General features: G+C 49.2%; 16 protein-coding genes. 6 read left to right on the top strand and 10 right to left on the bottom strand.

The features are described 5' to 3' along the window. Positions 1-104 precede the first annotated feature (104 nt). Complete coding sequence (locus AC0KUT_RS16770) at positions 105-770, bottom strand: RNA polymerase sigma factor (RefSeq protein WP_488831553.1); 666 nt, start codon at positions 768-770, stop codon at positions 105-107. Between the two features lie 39 nt (positions 771-809). Next, complete coding sequence (locus AC0KUT_RS16765; RefSeq protein WP_488831552.1) at positions 810-1,385, bottom strand: acyl-CoA thioesterase; 576 nt, start codon at positions 1,383-1,385, stop codon at positions 810-812. 296 nt (positions 1,386-1,681) lie between these two features. Here AC0KUT_RS16765 and AC0KUT_RS16760 point away from each other — a divergent pair, with 296 nt between their 5' ends. From AC0KUT_RS16760 to AC0KUT_RS16750, 3 genes are all read left to right on the top strand, one after another. Continuing rightward, entirely contained in the window at positions 1,682-1,963 is a 282-nt protein-coding gene (locus tag AC0KUT_RS16760; RefSeq protein WP_488831551.1) for a hypothetical protein, read from the top strand. Between the two features lie 37 nt (positions 1,964-2,000). Further along, entirely contained in the window at positions 2,001-2,243 is a 243-nt protein-coding gene (locus AC0KUT_RS16755) for a hypothetical protein (protein WP_488831550.1), read from the top strand. A gap of 177 nt (positions 2,244-2,420) precedes the next feature. Beyond that, a complete protein-coding gene (locus AC0KUT_RS16750) occupies positions 2,421-3,641 on the top strand; it encodes a glycosyltransferase (protein ID WP_488831549.1) in 1,221 nt (406 codons plus the stop codon). A 23-nt stretch (positions 3,642-3,664) separates the two neighbouring features. On the opposite strand, the gene AC0KUT_RS16745 is transcribed toward AC0KUT_RS16750, so the two are convergent. Next, positions 3,665-4,594, bottom strand: a complete 930-nt coding sequence (locus AC0KUT_RS16745; RefSeq protein WP_488831548.1) for a PEP-CTERM sorting domain-containing protein — start codon at positions 4,592-4,594, stop codon at positions 3,665-3,667. Between the two features lie 586 nt (positions 4,595-5,180). After that, positions 5,181-6,329: a tRNA epoxyqueuosine(34) reductase QueG gene (gene queG / locus AC0KUT_RS16740; RefSeq protein WP_488831546.1), complete on the bottom strand. Its 1,149-nt coding sequence runs from the start codon at positions 6,327-6,329 to the stop codon at positions 5,181-5,183. 267 nt (positions 6,330-6,596) lie between these two features. Between queG and AC0KUT_RS16735 the strand changes: the two genes are divergently transcribed. Beyond that, positions 6,597-7,334, top strand: a complete 738-nt coding sequence (locus AC0KUT_RS16735) for an SIMPL domain-containing protein (RefSeq protein WP_488831545.1) — start codon at positions 6,597-6,599, stop codon at positions 7,332-7,334. A 57-nt stretch (positions 7,335-7,391) separates the two neighbouring features. Here the strand turns inward: AC0KUT_RS16735 and AC0KUT_RS16730 are convergent, their stop codons facing one another. Then, entirely contained in the window at positions 7,392-8,507 is a 1,116-nt protein-coding gene (locus AC0KUT_RS16730) for a mechanosensitive ion channel family protein (RefSeq protein ID WP_488831543.1), read from the bottom strand. A 194-nt stretch (positions 8,508-8,701) separates the two neighbouring features. On the opposite strand from AC0KUT_RS16730, the gene AC0KUT_RS16725 reads away from it, so the two are divergent. After that, positions 8,702-9,061, top strand: coding sequence for a DUF1294 domain-containing protein (locus AC0KUT_RS16725; RefSeq protein WP_488831541.1), 360 nt, complete (start codon positions 8,702-8,704; stop codon positions 9,059-9,061). A 150-nt stretch (positions 9,062-9,211) separates the two neighbouring features. After that, on the top strand, positions 9,212-10,321 hold the full coding sequence (locus tag AC0KUT_RS16720; RefSeq protein ID WP_488831539.1) for a hypothetical protein: 1,110 nt from the start codon (positions 9,212-9,214) through the stop codon (positions 10,319-10,321). 44 nt (positions 10,322-10,365) lie between these two features. Here the strand turns inward: AC0KUT_RS16720 and AC0KUT_RS16715 are convergent, their stop codons facing one another. The 5 genes from AC0KUT_RS16715 to AC0KUT_RS16695 all read right to left on the bottom strand — a co-directional run bounded on the left by AC0KUT_RS16715 (position 10,366) and on the right by AC0KUT_RS16695 (position 17,072). Continuing rightward, a complete protein-coding gene (locus AC0KUT_RS16715; RefSeq protein WP_488831538.1) occupies positions 10,366-13,440 on the bottom strand; it encodes a S8 family peptidase in 3,075 nt (1,024 codons plus the stop codon). 249 nt (positions 13,441-13,689) lie between these two features. Beyond that, on the bottom strand, positions 13,690-14,430 hold the full coding sequence (locus AC0KUT_RS16710; protein WP_488831536.1) for a LytR/AlgR family response regulator transcription factor: 741 nt from the start codon (positions 14,428-14,430) through the stop codon (positions 13,690-13,692). Next, positions 14,427-15,497: a sensor histidine kinase gene (locus AC0KUT_RS16705; protein WP_488831535.1), complete on the bottom strand. Its 1,071-nt coding sequence runs from the start codon at positions 15,495-15,497 to the stop codon at positions 14,427-14,429. The genes AC0KUT_RS16710 and AC0KUT_RS16705 overlap by 4 nt, the downstream gene beginning before the upstream one ends. Before the next feature lie 53 nt (positions 15,498-15,550). After that, positions 15,551-16,108: a DUF7010 family protein gene (locus tag AC0KUT_RS16700; RefSeq protein ID WP_488831533.1), complete on the bottom strand. Its 558-nt coding sequence runs from the start codon at positions 16,106-16,108 to the stop codon at positions 15,551-15,553. A 25-nt stretch (positions 16,109-16,133) separates the two neighbouring features. Then, positions 16,134-17,072, bottom strand: a complete 939-nt coding sequence (locus AC0KUT_RS16695) for an alpha/beta fold hydrolase (protein WP_488831531.1) — start codon at positions 17,070-17,072, stop codon at positions 16,134-16,136. Positions 17,073-17,384: the final 312 nt, after the last annotated feature.

The raw sequence follows: 17,384 nt of genomic DNA, 5'->3' as shown, positions 1-17,384 counted from the left end.
TGTAGTCTCTAACACGAACGAAACCTGTAAAAGGTTCCCGGGAGTTTGAAAATAATTAACATAAATCGAATTGAATTTTATTGTTGTTATAAATCAAAGGCTTACTAAGGGTCTCTGCCAGAGCTGTTGGGCTCGTCGTGGCTGGGGTGGCCGGTGGTGGGGGATGTGTAATGAGCGGGAGCCGCGCCTTGATCGTCAACTTGCAGCTCATCGCGCAGCAATTCGCGCAGTTTGGCGCGGGCGCGATGCAGACGCGATTTGGCGGTGCCTAGATTGATTTGCAGAATCTCCGCTGCTTCCTCGGCGCTATAGCCTTCCATATCTTGCAGTAGTACTAGGTCACGCTGTTCGGGTTCTAACTGTGCAAGCGCGCGGCTTAGGCTCTGCTGCAGTTCAAGCTGGGCGAAGTCATCGCGGTTATCTACCGCTTGGCTAATAGGGTCATTGGCCGCCGTCTCCTCTTCATCCTCTGGCGCCCAGCCGCTGTGACGTTCATCAATAGGGGAATTGCGCTGGCGGCGGTAGAGATCCACATAGCGGTTGTAGACTATGCGCACTAACCAAGGTTGCAGGTTTTCCACTTGTTCCATCGCATCAACTTGGCTCACCAGGCGCACTAAGACATCCTGCACCAAGTCTTCGGCTCGGTGCTGGGACTGCGTCCAGCGAAACGCCATGCGATAGAGCAGTTCTATATGGGGCCGCAGCAGTTCCTCAAAGCGGTCCTGCTTGCGTGGGCGCAGACGAAAGAGATTAACGATAGAAGACACAAAACCTCGCGCTGGTTAACCGATGGTATTCATCAGAGTCTAACAGCTAACGGCCACTATGCAGCGCTGATCGGCGAGCAGTGTTTCGGTGGTGGATTTTTCGGGATTAACGTTTTCGGTGTCCAACTCCAGCTCGCTAATGTCCTGCTTGTACTGTTTGAGCAATTCACGGCGCTTGAGGGTTTTGGTGTAGCGCTGCACTTCCATTTTGCTTTCTAAAATTAAACCGGGCACGGTGCGCGGTTGGCGGTTTTCATCCATGGCGACCATGGTGAAGTAGGATGAGTTGGTGTGGCGCACTTCGCCCGTGTGAATATTCTCTGCCTCGACTCTAACGCCCACCACAATCGATGAAGTGCCCACGTAGTTTACCGACGCGTGCAAATGCACCAAGTCGCCCACCTCTACCGGACCGCGAAAATCCACCACATTAATGGACGCGGTTACGCAGTAGCAGCCGGCATGTTTAGCTGAGCAGACATAGGCCACCTTATCCATCAGCGAAAGAATAATGCCGCCGTGAATCTTGCCGCCAAAATTGGCGTAGGCGGGAATCATGAGTTCGGTAATGGTCGTTTGGGAAAAATTGACTGCGCGGTATTGTGGTGTGTTCATAAGGGCGTGTCCTTAAATGGGTGCTGGGTGTGTGGGCTTGCCTATTAGCTCTAACGGCTTGCAAGCGAAGGGTGAACTATAACAACTTCTCTTTAGCGTGTGACCGGCAGGAACCAGCCGCAGGTCTTATTTGTGCGTTTACCGACGAGATTGTCTTGTGGGGGTGGCTACAAAGGTTTGGTATCGCACAGACCAATGGATGGCTCATTGGCACACTCACTGTTCCAGTGAACTCTTTTATTTAAGATAAAGATTGCTAGGTGCATTTAACGTTGTAGCAAATAAGGCGGGATAACATGATGTTGGAACTAAGGTCTGCTTCTGTTTATGTCTATTTGTTTTACTTGGTAGTTATGCTGTCGCTTGCAATCAGTCCTATCATGGTGGAGCTGCCACTATTGCCAAAAATAGGTTTAGGGTTGTTGTTAGGCTCGATCATTTTTCTACTGGTGCGGCCCTATAAAAAATATTTTTTGAACATTCGAATGGTGCATATCACCTTATCTTTAGCAGAAGTTCTCTGGGGCTTATTCATAATTGTGGCTGCGGCAACCGTGGGATTTTATGCGGGTGCCTAAATAGAATTTATATGTCACTTAATGGGAGAAAATAACCATGCAAAAACCGCCAGCGAGTGTAAGTTTTGAGATGGAAGTGAGCGCGAAGCTTAATCAATTAATTGATTGGACAATCGAGCACTCACCAAAAGATAAACATCACCTGACCTATGGTGACTTTAGTGAGGTGCGTACTCTTTTTAATAAAGTAGCCTGCGGGCTATCGCCTGCGAAAGAAGGGCTTAAGCCAGAGGATGGCGGGGCTCAATATGTTGCTGTCACCCCAGCTCCATGGCCATGATGTAGTATTTTTGTAAGATATTGACGGAGGGGATCAAGAGGCTGAAGTTCCCCGTATTTATTGCGCTTATCTCTAGCTTCCTTTGATTAAATTCAATTATTACTTTTGTTAGATATTTATTCTTAGTAGTCTGCCCGTCCTTACTTATTAAGGCGCATAGGTGAACTAGGGATTTATATGAAGCGAATTGTGTTTTGTTGGGAGTTGGGCGGTAATTATGGGCATATCACCGGCTTTGCCCGCTTAGGACAAATGTTTCGGGCGCGAGGTTATGAGGTGATTGTGGTGTTGCGCAATCTGCAGCATGCCAACTTGCTCGGCGCGGGTATTGTCTGCGTGCAAGCACCCATTCCCCGTGCTGTTCCCGCGCGCGGCCAGAGTTATTCCTACACCGGTATTCTGGCGCAAATTAGTTATCTTGATCCTGTTGTATTTACGGATTATGTGGATGCGTGGCGTCAATTGTTGGCGGAGTATAAGGCCGACTTGGTTATCGCTGATCACGCGCCTACGCCCATGTTGGCCGCACGGGCTCAGCGCATTCCTGTAGCGGTTATTGGAACCGGTTTTGTTATCCCGCCCTTTGCGCAGCAGTTCCCCTGGTTTTACCCTGATATGCAGGAGCCAGAGGGCGACTTGGATCAAAAAGTGCTGCACACCATCAATCATGCCATGGCTGTTTTGGGTTGCGCGCCGTTACAGAATTTGGGCGATATATTTACGGAGGCCGATACTTTTTTGTGCACTCTCCCCGAATTAGATCACTATGGTTTTCGTGCGGATACTGACTACTGGGGGCCGCTCTTTAGCGATGACTTAGGGCAGGAGCCGATTTGGCCTGAAGCCATAGGGTTGAATAAGCTAGGGGGGAATGAGACAACCCCGAAAATCTTTGCGTATCTAACCTCAAAGTTGACTCACCTTCAGCAGGCTGTTGCGGCACTGGCGCAAATGCCTGGTGCGAAATTGGTGCATATTCCTGGCTTGTCGCCCGAGCAAAAAGAGGCTTGGTCGACACCTGAGCTTAAGATTGAAACCCATCCCGTCAATATGCGCCGTGTTTTAGCCTTGGCGGATATGGTCGTTAGTCAAGGTGGCATGGGCGTAACCGCGCTCTGTGCACTCGGTGCTATGCGGCATGTGATTATTCCCACGCAAATGGAGCAAACCATGTTGGCGCGGCGGTTAAGCGAGATGGGTTTAGCTTATGTGATTGGGGCAAAGGCGAGTCAGGCAGAGTATGTGGAGTTGTTTCAGCGGGCGTTGAATTGCCCTCAACTGCACAAGAGCAGTCAATTGCTGGCACAAAAGTATCAAGGGTTTGATCAGAGGGAACAGCTTGAGGTGTTGGTCGATGAAATACTGGCTTTGTTAACAGAAGAGTCGCCTTGTTCATAAACGAACAAGGCGATGGATAAGGCTTAGGCCTTAGCTTTACGTGCTTTGCGACGGAATGCCAAGCCTGCAAGACCTGCACCTAACAGCAAGGTGCCTGCTGGTTCTGGCACCTCTGTCGGGTTGCCATTTGCTACAGCTGTATCGAAATTGCTGAGGTCGAAAATAGGTGTAGTACTAAAGCTCCAAGGGTCATCAAAGCGCGCTTCAGGCGTATGTGCATAGCCTGCATCTATAAGCAGTTCATTTACATAGGTGTTTAGTTGATATTCCAGTGTTAAGGATGCCCCGGACGCTAGGTAACCTAAATCTAATCCTCCGGTGTAATTGCCCCACTCGTAAGATAGGCCATTGTTGGTTAAGTCACCTAGAGTAGTTCCTCCTTTGGTTAAGCTTTGTCCGTTGATCCACCAGTTATCTACCGCAGAGAGAGAGGCATAACTGTTCCAAAGACTCGCACCATTTACGCGAATATTGGCCGAGTAACCTGCTTCAATCAATGAGTTGCTGTGGGTGTCAGAGTATCCAAGCCCCAATTCACCTGCCAGGATGAGGAAGTTAAAGTTAATATTTTGCCCGGTACTGCTGTCGTTAGTAATGACCGCGGTATGCAGCACCTGTGCATTGGAGTTTAAGTCAAGGTTGGCAGAGAGAAAACTACGATCCATATATGAAGAACCGTAGCTTTTCAGGCCGCTTTCACCGGTGTCTTTTCCGTAGGCTGATGAGGAACCTTGAGTGGATATGTTTCTAACTGGATCATCTTTTACTAAGTAAGCGTTGCTAATGCTGTTGGCTGCGGGGCCATTAATATCGCTTAAAGTGTCACCATTGATCGTGACGGAGGCGGATGTGGTAACACTGGTAGAAATCAGTAAGGCGTAGGAGGGGGTCGCGGCTAAAGCAGTAAAAGAAATACCTATAATTAGCGCCAATTTGTTCAATTTTATTTGCATAACAAGTCCCTAGAGTTAACAAAAAAAGCAGCCGCGGCTGCGCCGGTGCGCAGTGTACGGAAGCGTCATGTTTTTTGGGCGGTCATTTCACTTGAAATGTGAGGTAGTTCCTCGGGTTCGGTTTTTGGTAAAAAAAGTCGACACTGGGTGGGTGCTGTCATTGAGATTATTAAAATCTATACAGTTTAAAAAGACAGGTTTATGAGGCGGGATTGCTGACGAATTTAAAATCGTAGTAAGACTGGGGCGCGCCAAACTTTTACTCAAGCAATCAAAAGTTTGGCGCTTAAGTGGTGATGTTTAGCGCTTTGTTTTACTGATAACGTTCAGGCGTAAATTACCTGCACTCGCGAGTTGTACTTCATATGCCTAATCATAGGTGCCAGCGCTTGATGACCAGGGATTGCGGGTAAAAGTCACGATCAACTTATTGCCTTGTAAGCTCCAGGTTGTCGCGCCAAAGTAATGGGCATCCTTAGATGCTAAACGGCGAACTTGTTCGGTCCCATTTTGGAAGAATGTAGTTACATTGCGCCAACGTGATGCCCCCTAGGTTGCTACTGTAGCGATCAACTTGGTGCCAATTTTAATGATTGGGGTTTTGAATTTTCCGTTTGCGGCGGTGATTCGTTTTAGCCTGCTGTGCCAGCGCCCAGTCGATATGTTCTTGTACGAGGGGGGTTGCAGTGGCGTGTTTTGTTTGCAATGCATTAATAATTCCTACATCACAGGGTGCATTGCCTAAGCCTACGGCTAAATTCCTGAGCCAGCCCTCGTAGCCTATGCGGCGAATCGCCGAGCCTTCGGTGTTTTTTAAATACTCTGCTTCGCTCCAACTAAACAACGTTACTAAGTCGCTATCGGCCAAGCCGTGGCGCGGTAAAAAATCGGTCTCGCCGGTAAATTGCGCGTATTTATTCCACGGGCAAATGGCTTGGCAGTCATCGCAGCCGAATACGCGGTTGCCTATAGGCTCGCGAAATTCCAGTGGAATCGCACCTTGGTTTTCGATGGTGAGATAGGAGATGCAGCGGCGCGCGTCCAATTCATAGGGGCGCGGAAAGGCATCGGTAGGGCAGACTTTTAAGCAGGCGGTGCAACTGCCGCATTGATTGGGTTGCGCACTGGTGTCGATGGGCAGAGGTATAAAGGTATAAATCTCGCCGAGAAAAAACCAGCTGCCCGCTTCGCTGTTGAGAATCAGTGTGTGTTTGCCGGTCCAGCCCAAGCCAGCCTTTTCTGCCAGAGGTCGCTCCATCACTGGCGCGCTGTCCACAAACGCGCGATTTTGCCCCTTAAGCGGATAGTCTTCCGGCAGCGCATCGTCGATGTGTTTGGCGAGCACACTTAAGCGTTTGCGAATCAGTTTGTGATAATCGCGCCCCAATGCATAGCGCGACACATAGGCTTTGGTGGGGTCTTTGAGCGTTTTGATTTGCTCGGTATCGCCGGGCAAGTAATCCATGCGCACCGAGATCACCCGCAGAGTGCCTGGGAGCAAATCCGCAGGGCGTGAGCGTTTGTTTTCGTGGGCGGTCAGCCATTCCATAGTGCCGTGATAGCCCTTGGCGAGCCATGCTTGCAAGCGCAGCTCGGCATCGCCTAAGTTAATATCGGTAATGCCCACCTGCTGAAACCCCAGCTCTCGCCCCCACACCTTGATATCGGCAGCCAGTTGCTGAAGATCGAGCGAAGCCGGTGGATGGGCGGCAGAAGTGTGGGGTATATCGGACATGAGCAAGGACGTCTGGTTGGCTAGGTGGCTATTTTGCCTGAAACTGGCGACCGCTGCAGGCCTGTGCACAGATTCATCGCATAGCTTCACCTAATGTCACATCGCATAGCTTCACCTAATGTCACATCGCATAGCTACACCTAATGTCACATCGCATAGCTACACGGCTTAGGCTACATCAAATAGTTACACCTTTTTACAATTGATTAAGCGGAGGCTCAGCGGGAGTTGCTATAGTCGCGCAGTCAACTTTCTAAGGAGTCACAGATGAACATTTCTCGTTTGGTATTATTGAGCTTGTTAAGTATGAGTGCTGCGTTAGCGCAGGCATCGCCGCTGCCCGCGCAGCCCCATGTCTATGTGGAGGGTTCTGCAGAAGTGGAAGTGGAGCCGGATATGATGACCTTTGGGTTAAGTATTCAAGCAACCAATAAAGACTTGGCCGCCGCCAAAACTGCTGTGGACGCTCGCTCGCGTCGCTTAATCGAAGCTTGTAAAAAAATGGGTATTAAAGCGGTAGATATAGCGACGACTGCCCTGAATATTCACCCTGAATACGACTACAAGGACGGCAGCCGTGTGCTGGTGGGCAATCAGGTGTCGCGCCAAGTGGATATCAAACTGCGCGATTTAAAAAAATACCCAGAGTTTATGCAAACCCTCGTGGCGGCAGAGATTACTGAAACCATCAATACCAATCTCACCCTAAGCGATATGCAATCTCTGCAAGACAAGGCGCAAATGCTGGCCATGAAAGACGCCCAAGCACGCGCAGAGCGACTGGCTAAATCCCAAGGGAAAAAGCTGGGCGAGCCCTGGTCTATTTCAGAGTTTAACAACCGCCAAAGTGAAAGCTGGGAACTGCGCCCCAGTCGCGAGATGATGGGGAGTTCTGCGGTAATGAAAGCGGATGTTAGCTCGCTACAACGAATGGCGAGCGAGCCGTTTGAACCGGGTGTGATGAAGCTGAAAACCGAGTTGTTTGTGGTGTACTTGTTGAAATAACACATGTGTTTTTCAAATAAAAAATCCCGCGCAGTCGCCGCGGGATTTTTTTTGCCGTTATGATTTTAGGGGCGAATCAACGCTTACACGCGCGCCTTCCTGCGTGGTGTTTATAGCGCGAATAGGGTAGGGAATGACAATACCTTCTTGCGCAAAGCGTTTGTGTAGTTGCTTAATAAACTCAGATTTCAAAAAGAAGCGATTAAAATATTCTTGCGCTCTCAGCATCACCGTAAAGTTAATGCTGGAACTGTCAAAGGTATGAAACACCACAAAGGTTTCGTAGTCATCGATACCCCACTTGTGCGAGATCAGCACCGCGCGTGCGACTTCTAAGGTTACGCGTTCCACATGATCCAAGTCGGAGTTGTAGTGCACGCACACCTCAACGGGTACGGATAGTTCCTTTTGTGGATAGTAGTAGTTAATAATTTTGGACTGTGCGAGCACGCTGTTGGGCATGATGATGTAATTATTGGGTAGCATGCGAATCCAGGTGGAGCGCCAGCCAATTTTTTCGACAAAACCCTGTTCGCCTGATTCCAATTCAATGTAGTCGCCGACGCGAATAGGCTTATCGGCCACCAACTGTAAACCGGAAAAGAAATTCTCTAGCGTTGGCTGCAGCGCGAGTGCAACGGCTAATGAGCTAATGCCTAAAGACGCGAGAATAGGAGTTATGGATACACCCAAGGTGCTGAATATAATTAAGGTGCCCAACACAAAAACCAAAAGGCGAATAAAACCTTTAACCAAGCCGTGACTGTTGTGCAGTATGGCGGTTTGCTTATATTCGGACACCAGCGCCGCGCTAAAGCGATCGATAAACAGTAGCAGCGCAAACACTAAAAGAATGCGGCAGAGCATAGCGCTAAAGTCGGCGTAGCTCGCCACATCAATACCCGCGAGGGCGGAAATTGCCTGACTGATTTGCAGTGCGATGACCGCCGCAATCAAGGTCAAAGGTGCTCTTAGCGCCTGAACAATATGTTGTGCGAGGGAGCGCGAGAGTGAGGCACTCATGCGATTTAACGCGCGCAGAGTGAGTAATCGCAGCAATAAAACTACTAACAAGCAGCTAATAAAAATACCTGGCATTAATAGCCAGTCGGGAAACATCTGGAACAATTCTTCTACTTTTGCCATTTTATGCACCATGTTTGCGCTCAGCATGAGGCATTCGCGCGCGAGACACTTGGTTAATGGTATTAAGCAGTTATTGTGCCTATCTCCGGATTGGTGGCGATAGGCGCGGTATGGCTGAGTCAATTTTATGCTGAGTGATGGGTTAAGTTAGTGGTTTGTGTGCGAGGCTTTTGCGGTAATAATGGCGCGATTTTTTTAAGCTTAGGTTATGGAGGTTTCAGGTGCGGTCTGGTTCTACAAGTGTAATAGTGGTTGCGCTCTTTAGTAGTGTGCTGGCGTTGAGTGTGGTGTTTGGCTATTTACCGCTTAATGTCTTGTTGGTTTATGGCGGTATGAGTCTGCTGACCTTTATCATTTATTTTATGGATAAGTCCGCTGCTCGGCGCGGTACTTGGCGCATTTCAGAAAAGACCCTACATGTATTTTCTTTGCTGTGTGGTTGGCCCGGCGCGCTGATGGCGCAACAGCTGTTGCGTCACAAATCCAAAAAGACTGAATTTCGTATTGTGTTTTGGTTAACGGTACTGGGCAATTGCGCTGCATTGATCTGGCTGAAAATAAATGGTTATCTTTTGTGGTGATGAAAGTCTGAGGGGTCGTTTGCATAGGGTTTTCACTCGGCAACTAAAGGGCAACTAAAGGGCAATTAAAGGTCAATTAATAACACCAAGATAGAGTGATGAATAAAAGTGACTTCATAATATTCTAGTGTTCGATGCAGGATGTTGATTATGGTAAAGGGCATTAACAGCGGTAAATATTTGGCGTGGGGAATGATGGCTGCTGCGAGTAGCAGTGCTCTAGCTGCGCCAGCGATAGAGGCCGGTATAACCACCAGTTATCAAACCAGTAATGATGAATTGGTGCGCGAAGAGGTCACCTTTTCGGCAGATTTGGTGTTGCGCTGGGAGTGGGGCAGCAGCGAGCTTTATTCCTATCTTGAAGCGAATAATTCGCCGCGCGATCTGGGGGTGTCCAGTGTGTTGCCCGAGGTGAATGCCGATGCGGGCAGCGCGTTAGATGAAGACCGTCGCGGGCGTATTCAGCTATCAGAATTGGGTTACCGCTATTTTTTCAATCAACAACAAACCCTTAGCCTCGGGCTGTTGGATGTGACCGCATACTTCGATCAAAGCCGCATTGCCAGTGATGAAAATTCACAATTTATGGCGGTGCCTTTTGTGCAAAACCCCACCATAGAATTTCCTGATTACAGTTTGGGTGCGGTCTATGAACATTTGTTTGGCGGCGGCTTGGCGCTGCGCACTGCAGTGATTTCGTCCAATGGCATTGCCGATAACCCCAATCTAAGTTACGCGCAGTTAGTGAGTGTGGGCGAGCAACACAAAGGGGTATTTGCGATTGCAGCCGTTACCAAGAGCAGTAAACACTGGCTAGCACGAACCGGTGTGTGGGTTAACACAGCAGATCACAGCCGTTTGGATGCAAACGCGGAGCAGCAAAATAATTATGGTGGCTATGGGGTGTTGGGTTTTAAGGCGGGCCAGCATGCGCTTAATTTTCGTGTGGGGCGCGCGAATGATGCGGTGTCGCCCATAGCAGGGTTCGCGGGCTTAAGTTATCAGTACGTCTATTCGTCGTGGGTGCTAGGCGCGGGCGCTGCACTTATGCAGGTTTCGGAGCAGGTACCGTTTGCAGCGGGTGTTATAGCCCCGGCGGATACCAAGCAGTATGAAGTCTATTTACGCTATGAAGTAAATTCGTCGCTCTTCGTCACAACTGATGTGCAATATTTACTAAACAGCAATCTCAATCAGCTAACCGAACCTTATCGGCCCCATCAGACTGTCTTCGGTGTGCGTTTAACCTATCTGCTCTAAGCCTATTGGGCACCGCTTATGAGTGGTGCCCAATGAGTTCATCCTTATTGCTTATGCGCGTGCCGCGCTGAACTAAGGCACAGCATCAGGCTGCATAAAACCAGCAACCAAAGATTACTACTTCCGCCGCCGCCACTGCCACTGCTGAGCGCGGGTATGGCTGCGCGTGCAGAGCTTTGTGTTTGAGTTGGCGTGCTAACGGATATTTGGCTTGAACTGCTACTTGAAGCTAATGAGCTAGAGGACTTAGGTGGCGCCTTGATGGTGACGGACAATGCCTGACGGCTGATACCTATGTCGTCACTGACGCTGAGTTCAAACCCCAAAGTGACGTCGCTGCTTACCTCGGGTGCGACAAAACTCAAGGTAAAGCTGTTGGCGTTAATTAGCTCAACGCTGGGGCCGCTGAGTTGTATCCAAGAGGAAGTGAGCTTGTCGCCCTCGGCATCGGTTGCACTGGCGGTGATAGTAACGGGCGCACCACTGGGGCTGGATAATGCAGCACTGAGGCTGATCACCGGTGTTTTATTAGCATTGCAGCGACGCAGGCCATTTAGGGTGCCCAGTTGTTTTTCGAGCTTGGCCAGTAACGGCGCGGCAGCGGGTAGGCACAGGCGCGTGCTGTTAAAATCTAAATAAAATAATGCTTCCAATAGCCCCAGCGCCTCGGGCAGTGGGCCTTGCAGTTCGGCATTGCCTTCAAACTTTAGTATTTCCAATTTGCTGAGTTGGCCTAGGCTCGCAGGCAGGGTGCCAATAAATTTATTCCAGCCAAGGTGTGCGTAGCGCAGCTTGGGCAGTTCACCGAGTTCGCTGGGTATGGTGCCGCTGAACTGGTTGCCGGTAATGTCTATATTGTCCAAGTCTTGTAGTTGATTGATCGTGTTGGGCAGCGCCCCGCTTAGGTTGTTGCCCGAAAGGCTGATGCGTACAAGTTGTAAATTGTGCGCAAGAATATCGCTGATATCGCCCGTGAACTGATTGATTTGCGCATCTATGTGTACCAAGTGCGAGAGCGCAGCAAGCGGGCTTAAGTCGCCGCTGAAGTTATTGCTGTTCACGTAAAAATATTGCAGTTGTTGCAGCTGGCTAAAGCTAGCAGGAATGCTGCCGCTTAATTGGTTTTGCAGCACCTGAAAAGTAACCAGCTGTTGCATTTGCCCCAGCTCGCTGGGTAGTTCCCCGCTTAAATTATTATTGGGTAGATTTAAAAACTGCATCTCAGTGAGTGCGCCCCAGCTAGCGGGAATAACACCGCTAAGGTGGTTGTCAGATAGGTTGAGATTGCTCAAGCTGGTGAGTGCATGCAGGCCGGAGTCGAGCGGGCCGATGACATTGTTGTTTTTCAAATCGAGGCTTTCAACGTGGCGCGGCTCAAAGCTGTCATCGCAGCTAACACCAAACCAGTCACAGGGCGTATTAGTGGTGAGCCAGTTATCTTGGTCTAGCCATTTACTGCCTTGGGTGTTGATATAAAAATTCACCAAAGCATTGCATTCTGTGAGCGTAATTTGTTTTACATTATTGCTGCTGCAGTAATCATCGGTAAGTGTTTCTAGCTGTACTTCATCGTCCCCAAGGTTGATCGAAAAAGGCGTTCCCTCATAATTAACTGTGCCGGAAAAAATACCGTCGTTTGCATATTTGTCGGCGCCTTTGCCGTCATCTTTTAGAAGTGGCGCGGCGCTGCCGTTGCTAAGCGTTACGCTGGGTGTTGGGCCAGGGCCGCTGCAGGTAAGGCTTGCGACTTCCAGTTTGAGCGGGCTGCCCGCAGCAAGCATGACCTGTTGTTCTGTTGGCGATATGCGACGCACGAGGGTTTGATTCGCACAATTGAGCGCGCCTTGGCCGTTGTCGCCATAGGCTTGCACATGTTTGCCGGTGAAAGTGTTAAGGCTAAGGCTGGCACTGGGGCTAGGGCGCCCTGAAACCAATAGCCGCGCGCGCAGGATGCGCCAATCAAGTTCGGGGGATTGGCTTTTCATCAAGCCCACAATACCGGTAACCACGGGGGCGGCCATAGAGGTGCCCGAATTAAAACCGTAGTCATTATTAGGTAAGGTGCTGTAAATATCTTTACCGGGCGCGGCAAGGTGTACAAAGCGGCGGTTAGTATTAGAAAAGCTCGCCTTTTCGTCATTTTGAGTGTGAGCCGCCACAGAAATAATAATGGGCAGGCCGTAAGAGGATGGAAAGCCTGGGTCTTTACTGCTTTCGTTACCTGCTGCTGCAATAAATAAAATACCCGCTTCTGCTTGCAGTGCTATGGCTTCACCGAGCGCCTGTGAATTGTCGTCCCCGCCCCAAGAATTATTACTCGCAATGATATTAATATTGCGTTTCATTTTTAAATCGTAAAGGTAGTTTAAACAGGTGATTGCATCGCTGCTGAAGCCATCGCCTTCGGCGCTCAAAAAACGGCAGCTGATAATATTACTCTGCCAATTGACACCGCTCACGCCCAGGCCATTGTTGCCGGTGGCGGCGATAATACCGGTGACGTGGGTGCCATGACCATCGTCATCCATAGGGTCGCCCGTTCTATTAATCGCATTGATGCCGTAAATATCATCAATGTAGCCATTGCCATCGTTATCAATACCATCGGCGATTTCATCGGGGTTGTGCCAAAGGTTATCGATTAAATCTTCGTGGTTGTAGTCCACCCCCGTATCTATAACCGCAATAATGTGGCTGCGATTGCCGGTGGTGACTGACCACGCATCCTGCGCATGAATGCTGTTGCGGTTTTGCAGGTGCCACTGCCAATTTAACTTGGGGTCATTCGGTGAAATAGTCTTGTGTAGCGGGTAATCCGGTTCAGCATAGGCAACATCGGTTTGGCTTCTATAGCGTTCTAATACATCCTTAACGCGCAAAGGCGCAGCGACATCCACTACCTCCAGCTGCGGTAAATGAGCAAAGCCCCGATGTTGGCTGGGCGCGATGCCCAGCTTGCGGTGCAGGGCCGCCCGGCTTTCGCGCGCTGTTTTTGTAGCAGAGGATTTGGTGACGAGCGGGCTTGAATCAGGGGTTTTAAATTTCACTAAAATTCGCGCGGGCGTCATAGCGCTGTTGGGGGTTGGCTGCGCGAAGCTCGGTAAGCACAATAGGCTCATAAAGTACGCTACTAAGCATGCTCGGCATCTATAAGTTGCTGTAGTTGATGTAGTTGCTGTAGATGATGTGGTTGCTATAGTCGCCGCGTTTATAGGTGCTGTACGTGCGAGCGCTTTACCAATCAATATCCTAATGTTCACGCGGGTATCCTTTTCTAATGATCGATTTGATTTGAGTTTTTAATCAAGCGCTCGGGTTTTTGGAGTTATTTACACATTAGCAGGGCTTTCTTGCGCAAACTCTTAGGTTTAAAAATCTAAACGCTGTTTCAGCTCCCGCGCTTGGCGCCGCGAGGCAATCACTTCGGTTGCATCCTGCAGCACAATTTGTAAACCATCGCCAATCCAAGGCTCAATACGCTCGATGAAATTCAGGTTGATAATCTGCTGGCGATTGGCGCGGAAGAACAGGTTGGGGTCTAGGCGCTGTTCAACATAGTTGAGTGAGCGTAGCAAAAGTGCGTCGGTATTGCGAAAAAATACCCTCACATAATTACCCTCTACGGCGATATGGCGAATTTCTTGGTATTTCACAAAATGACAGCGCTCGCCTTCGCGGATAAACACATGATCCTCTGCGCGCTTGGGGCTGCTATTCCCACCTGCTTGGTTTGTGCTGTTTGTGGTGGCGTCGCCAGTATTATTGGGGCCGTTAATTTTATCGAGAGCGCATAGCAAGCGCTCCTCTGTAATTGGTTTTAGCAAGTAATCCAGCGCATTCACCTCGAAGGCGCGCAGCGCGTGTTGTTCGTAGGCTGTAGTGAAAATCACCTTGGGGGTAAATTCACTTTGTTCCAGCACATCAAAACCACTGCCATCAGGCAGGTGTATATCCAGTAATACTAAGTCGGGCGATAAATCTTTCAGTGCAGCCAAGGCACTGGCGACATCCACGGCTTCGCCCACCACCTCATACTGGTCGTGCTTACTCAGTAACGCTTGCAATTCACGCCGCGCCAAGCGCGAATCATCGACAATTAAAATGTTCATAGCGACAACTCCACTCGTGCGCAAACGGTGTCCTTCAGGGACAAGGCTAGTGATGCTTGCGTGCCATAGGCGCGCGCTAAGCGCTCCCGTAAATTTTCTAAACCTATACCTTGGCCTGCATGGGGGCTGGTGAATTCTGCGGGCGGGTTAGTGACGCATAACTGCCAGCGACTATCGCTCAGGCGCACAGCTTGAATCTGAATTGATCCACCCGCGCGGCGCGCGGCAATGCCATGCTTGATCGCATTTTCTACGAGGGTTTGCAGCAGCAATGGCGGCAGCTCGGCATTGTGTAGGCTTTCATCTATATCAAATTCGAAGGCGAGGCGCTGTTCAAACTGTAATTTTTCCAGTGCTAAATAACCATGCACCCATTCAAGTTCATCCTTAAGGTGTATGAGCGGTTGGTTATTACTGTGCAAAAGCCCACGTAAGAGTGTTGCTAAGTCGGCCAAGCCTTTGCGCGCCGCTTCGGGGTTTTCAGTGATGAGTGAGCGTAAATTATTGAGCGCATTAAATAAAAAGTGCGAATTAATTTGGCTGCGCAACATGTGTAGTTCGGCATCGCGCAGCTGCGTTTGTGCACGCCAGTATTCAATTTCCGTATTGCGCCGCTGGGTAAACTCAGCGCGCAATAAATACAGGCAGGACCACAGTAAAAACATAATGCAGGTGTTCATGCTGTAGGCTAAAAACCCTCCCCAAGTTGCGGGTTGATTGCCAGTGCCATCGCTAGGGAATAGGTAATAAAAGCCGTAAATGAATAAGAACAGTAGCGCCTGGTTGGCAAGTGCAAGCAGCGGTAGTAGCCAAATTAAATGTAAGCTTATATGCAGCAGCGATAGGCGCGTGTTAACGCGATGATAAAGTGCGCGCAAGCCGTGGCTGCTCAGCGCCATTAAGCAGGACAGGCAAAAAAACATGCTCAGTGTAAATAGAGAAATGGAGCCCCAGAGCAGCATAAATACTTGGTTAAGGCAAAAATAGCCGCCCCAAAAAATAAGCTGCGCCACATAATATTTTTGCTCACTTATTTTTTTTTGAGGCATTGATTCAATGGCAGCCATACGCGTGTCTCTAGGTTTTTTTTTATTAATATCTAAATTGTATAGTGTGAGAGCTAGTGTTTAAGCGCTCGCCAGCGGCGTTCAAGCGCCCAAATGGAAATGGCGTAAATCGCAATAATAACGATAGGAATCGCCACAAAACGCTGCTCGGGGAACAAATACCAAGCTGCGACAATCAACAGTGTGCGGCTAACACTGTGAAACATTCCCACCCAATGCTGCACAATCCACGAAAAAGGTAGCCACATTAAACCAGTGAGTATTCCCACTGTTAGTGGTAGGGATGTTGGGTCCTGCAGAAAGAAGGGAATGGCGATCGAATACACCAGCAGCGACATCAGCAGCCCATAAAAAAATAAGCGGTCAAAGGTATTTTTTTCTTTGTGAAAAAATGTCTCACCGGTAAAGCGGCTAATGAACATGGCGATGTACACAATGCTACCCGTAGCGATAAATAGCACCAACGCTGCAATGTGTGTGGGTAAAAAAACACCGGTAATGCCAACAATCGTCCAGCATAAAATACCTGCTAAGGGCATGGCTAAAAAACGTCGTTGGCAAAAGGCGGCGCGCTGAACCTCAAGGCTCTTCGTATAGATCTGTGTATTCATTATTTTCTCCTTAGTTCGCCAGTGGCTATTTGGATTTATTCGTTATGTCGGCCTTGGCGGCCAGAAAGTCTAACATCTCTTTTGCAACCCAGTCGCCATCATCCCAGGTCAAAAAATGAAACCCCGTAGCGGACATGCGAATATCAACGGATGGTAGGCCTGAATACTGTTGGGTGAATATAGCTTGAGTGCTGGCTTGCGTTGCGCCATAAGGTTTATAGGCGGCCCAGGACCCCAAGACCAAAGTTGGGGTTTTAATCGCGGCAATATCTGCGCGCAAATCTGTGGTCATGAGTTCAAACATGGCTGTGGTTGTGGTGGTGCGATCACTGCTGCGGCTCCATGTTTGCAATTGCGCTAAGCGCTCAGTGTGGTTGCTCATGCTCGCTACGCTAGCAGCAGCGTAGCTAAAAAACTGCTCATCACCTTGGCTCATCATACCGCTACGCATCTGTTCAGCCTGTGGGCGAATGGAAACAGCCGTTGCAGCGGGATTTTGAATCGCGCTGAAAAAGGGTAAAGCATCAATGATAATCAAATTACTTATTAATGTTGGCTGCTCAATTGCCAGCATTAAGCCCAGAGTGCCTCCCAAACTATGGCCCACCACAACGGGTTTAGCTATTTTATGTTGCGCAATATAGGCTGCAACAGAATCGCGTATTGTTATTAAAAATCCATCGCCAATCTTGCTCAGAGGGGCTTGCCCTGCAAAGCCTGGTAAATGTAATAAATGGCAGTTGTAGTGGCGATTAAGTGCGGCGCAGGTTTCAGTAAAAGTGCCGCTGCCACTATTAAGGCCGGGAATAAACAGGACATCGCCTTGTGACTGTTCTTTGGCAGGCAAAAAGGTAACCTCAATACCTTCAAATACCTCAGCGTGCGAATTTTTCGCTGAGATAAAGCAAACCATTAAAGCGATTGCCGCCGTAAATAGAACAGAATGTTTTTTATTGCACTGCATAAGTAACTCCTTAAGTTAATCTTTCGTCAGTGAAAGATAAGCGTGAGTACTTAGCATAAGAGTGCGCAAGTATTAACATCTGGTGTTTCGTGAGAGTGGCGGCAGCTAAGGGGTGAGTGGCTGAGGAGTTGGGTGAGTGGTTGAGGCTTTCAGTCGACCTTTGGGGCAAGCGGGGCAAGCGGGGTAAGTGGGGTAAGTGGGGTAAGTGGGGTAAGGCGGTGCGGCTAAGCAGGTCAGAGCTGAGCAAGTCAGGGTGGCAATTTTTGGGGAGATCACGAGGTGGAGACTTAAAGCAAGTGCTTGCAAAGCGTT

Source organism: Cellvibrio sp. 25HG11W-0, from assembly GCF_057815475.1.
This window is presented reverse-complemented; position numbering and strand designations above follow the sequence as displayed.

What these genes read in the sequence shown, in the direction of transcription:
- AC0KUT_RS16765 (WP_488831552.1), bottom strand. Translation starts at nt 1,385, where the DNA reads ATGAACACACCACAATACCGCGCAGTCAATTTTTCCCAAACGACCATT.
- AC0KUT_RS16760 (WP_488831551.1), top strand. Translation starts at nt 1,682, where the DNA reads ATGATGTTGGAACTAAGGTCTGCTTCTGTTTATGTCTATTTGTTTTAC.
- AC0KUT_RS16755 (WP_488831550.1), top strand. Translation starts at nt 2,001, where the DNA reads ATGCAAAAACCGCCAGCGAGTGTAAGTTTTGAGATGGAAGTGAGCGCG.
- AC0KUT_RS16750 (WP_488831549.1), top strand. Translation starts at nt 2,421, where the DNA reads ATGAAGCGAATTGTGTTTTGTTGGGAGTTGGGCGGTAATTATGGGCAT.
- AC0KUT_RS16745 (WP_488831548.1), bottom strand. Translation starts at nt 4,594, where the DNA reads ATGCAAATAAAATTGAACAAATTGGCGCTAATTATAGGTATTTCTTTT.
- queG (WP_488831546.1), bottom strand. Translation starts at nt 6,329, where the DNA reads ATGTCCGATATACCCCACACTTCTGCCGCCCATCCACCGGCTTCGCTC.
- AC0KUT_RS16735 (WP_488831545.1), top strand. Translation starts at nt 6,597, where the DNA reads ATGAACATTTCTCGTTTGGTATTATTGAGCTTGTTAAGTATGAGTGCT.
- AC0KUT_RS16730 (WP_488831543.1), bottom strand. Translation starts at nt 8,507, where the DNA reads ATGCTGAGCGCAAACATGGTGCATAAAATGGCAAAAGTAGAAGAATTG.
- AC0KUT_RS16720 (WP_488831539.1), top strand. Translation starts at nt 9,212, where the DNA reads ATGGTAAAGGGCATTAACAGCGGTAAATATTTGGCGTGGGGAATGATG.
- AC0KUT_RS16715 (WP_488831538.1), bottom strand. Translation starts at nt 13,440, where the DNA reads ATGAGCCTATTGTGCTTACCGAGCTTCGCGCAGCCAACCCCCAACAGC.
- AC0KUT_RS16710 (WP_488831536.1), bottom strand. Translation starts at nt 14,430, where the DNA reads ATGAACATTTTAATTGTCGATGATTCGCGCTTGGCGCGGCGTGAATTG.
- AC0KUT_RS16705 (WP_488831535.1), bottom strand. Translation starts at nt 15,497, where the DNA reads ATGGCTGCCATTGAATCAATGCCTCAAAAAAAAATAAGTGAGCAAAAA.
- AC0KUT_RS16700 (WP_488831533.1), bottom strand. Translation starts at nt 16,108, where the DNA reads ATGAATACACAGATCTATACGAAGAGCCTTGAGGTTCAGCGCGCCGCC.
- AC0KUT_RS16695 (WP_488831531.1), bottom strand. Translation starts at nt 17,072, where the DNA reads ATGCAGTGCAATAAAAAACATTCTGTTCTATTTACGGCGGCAATCGCT.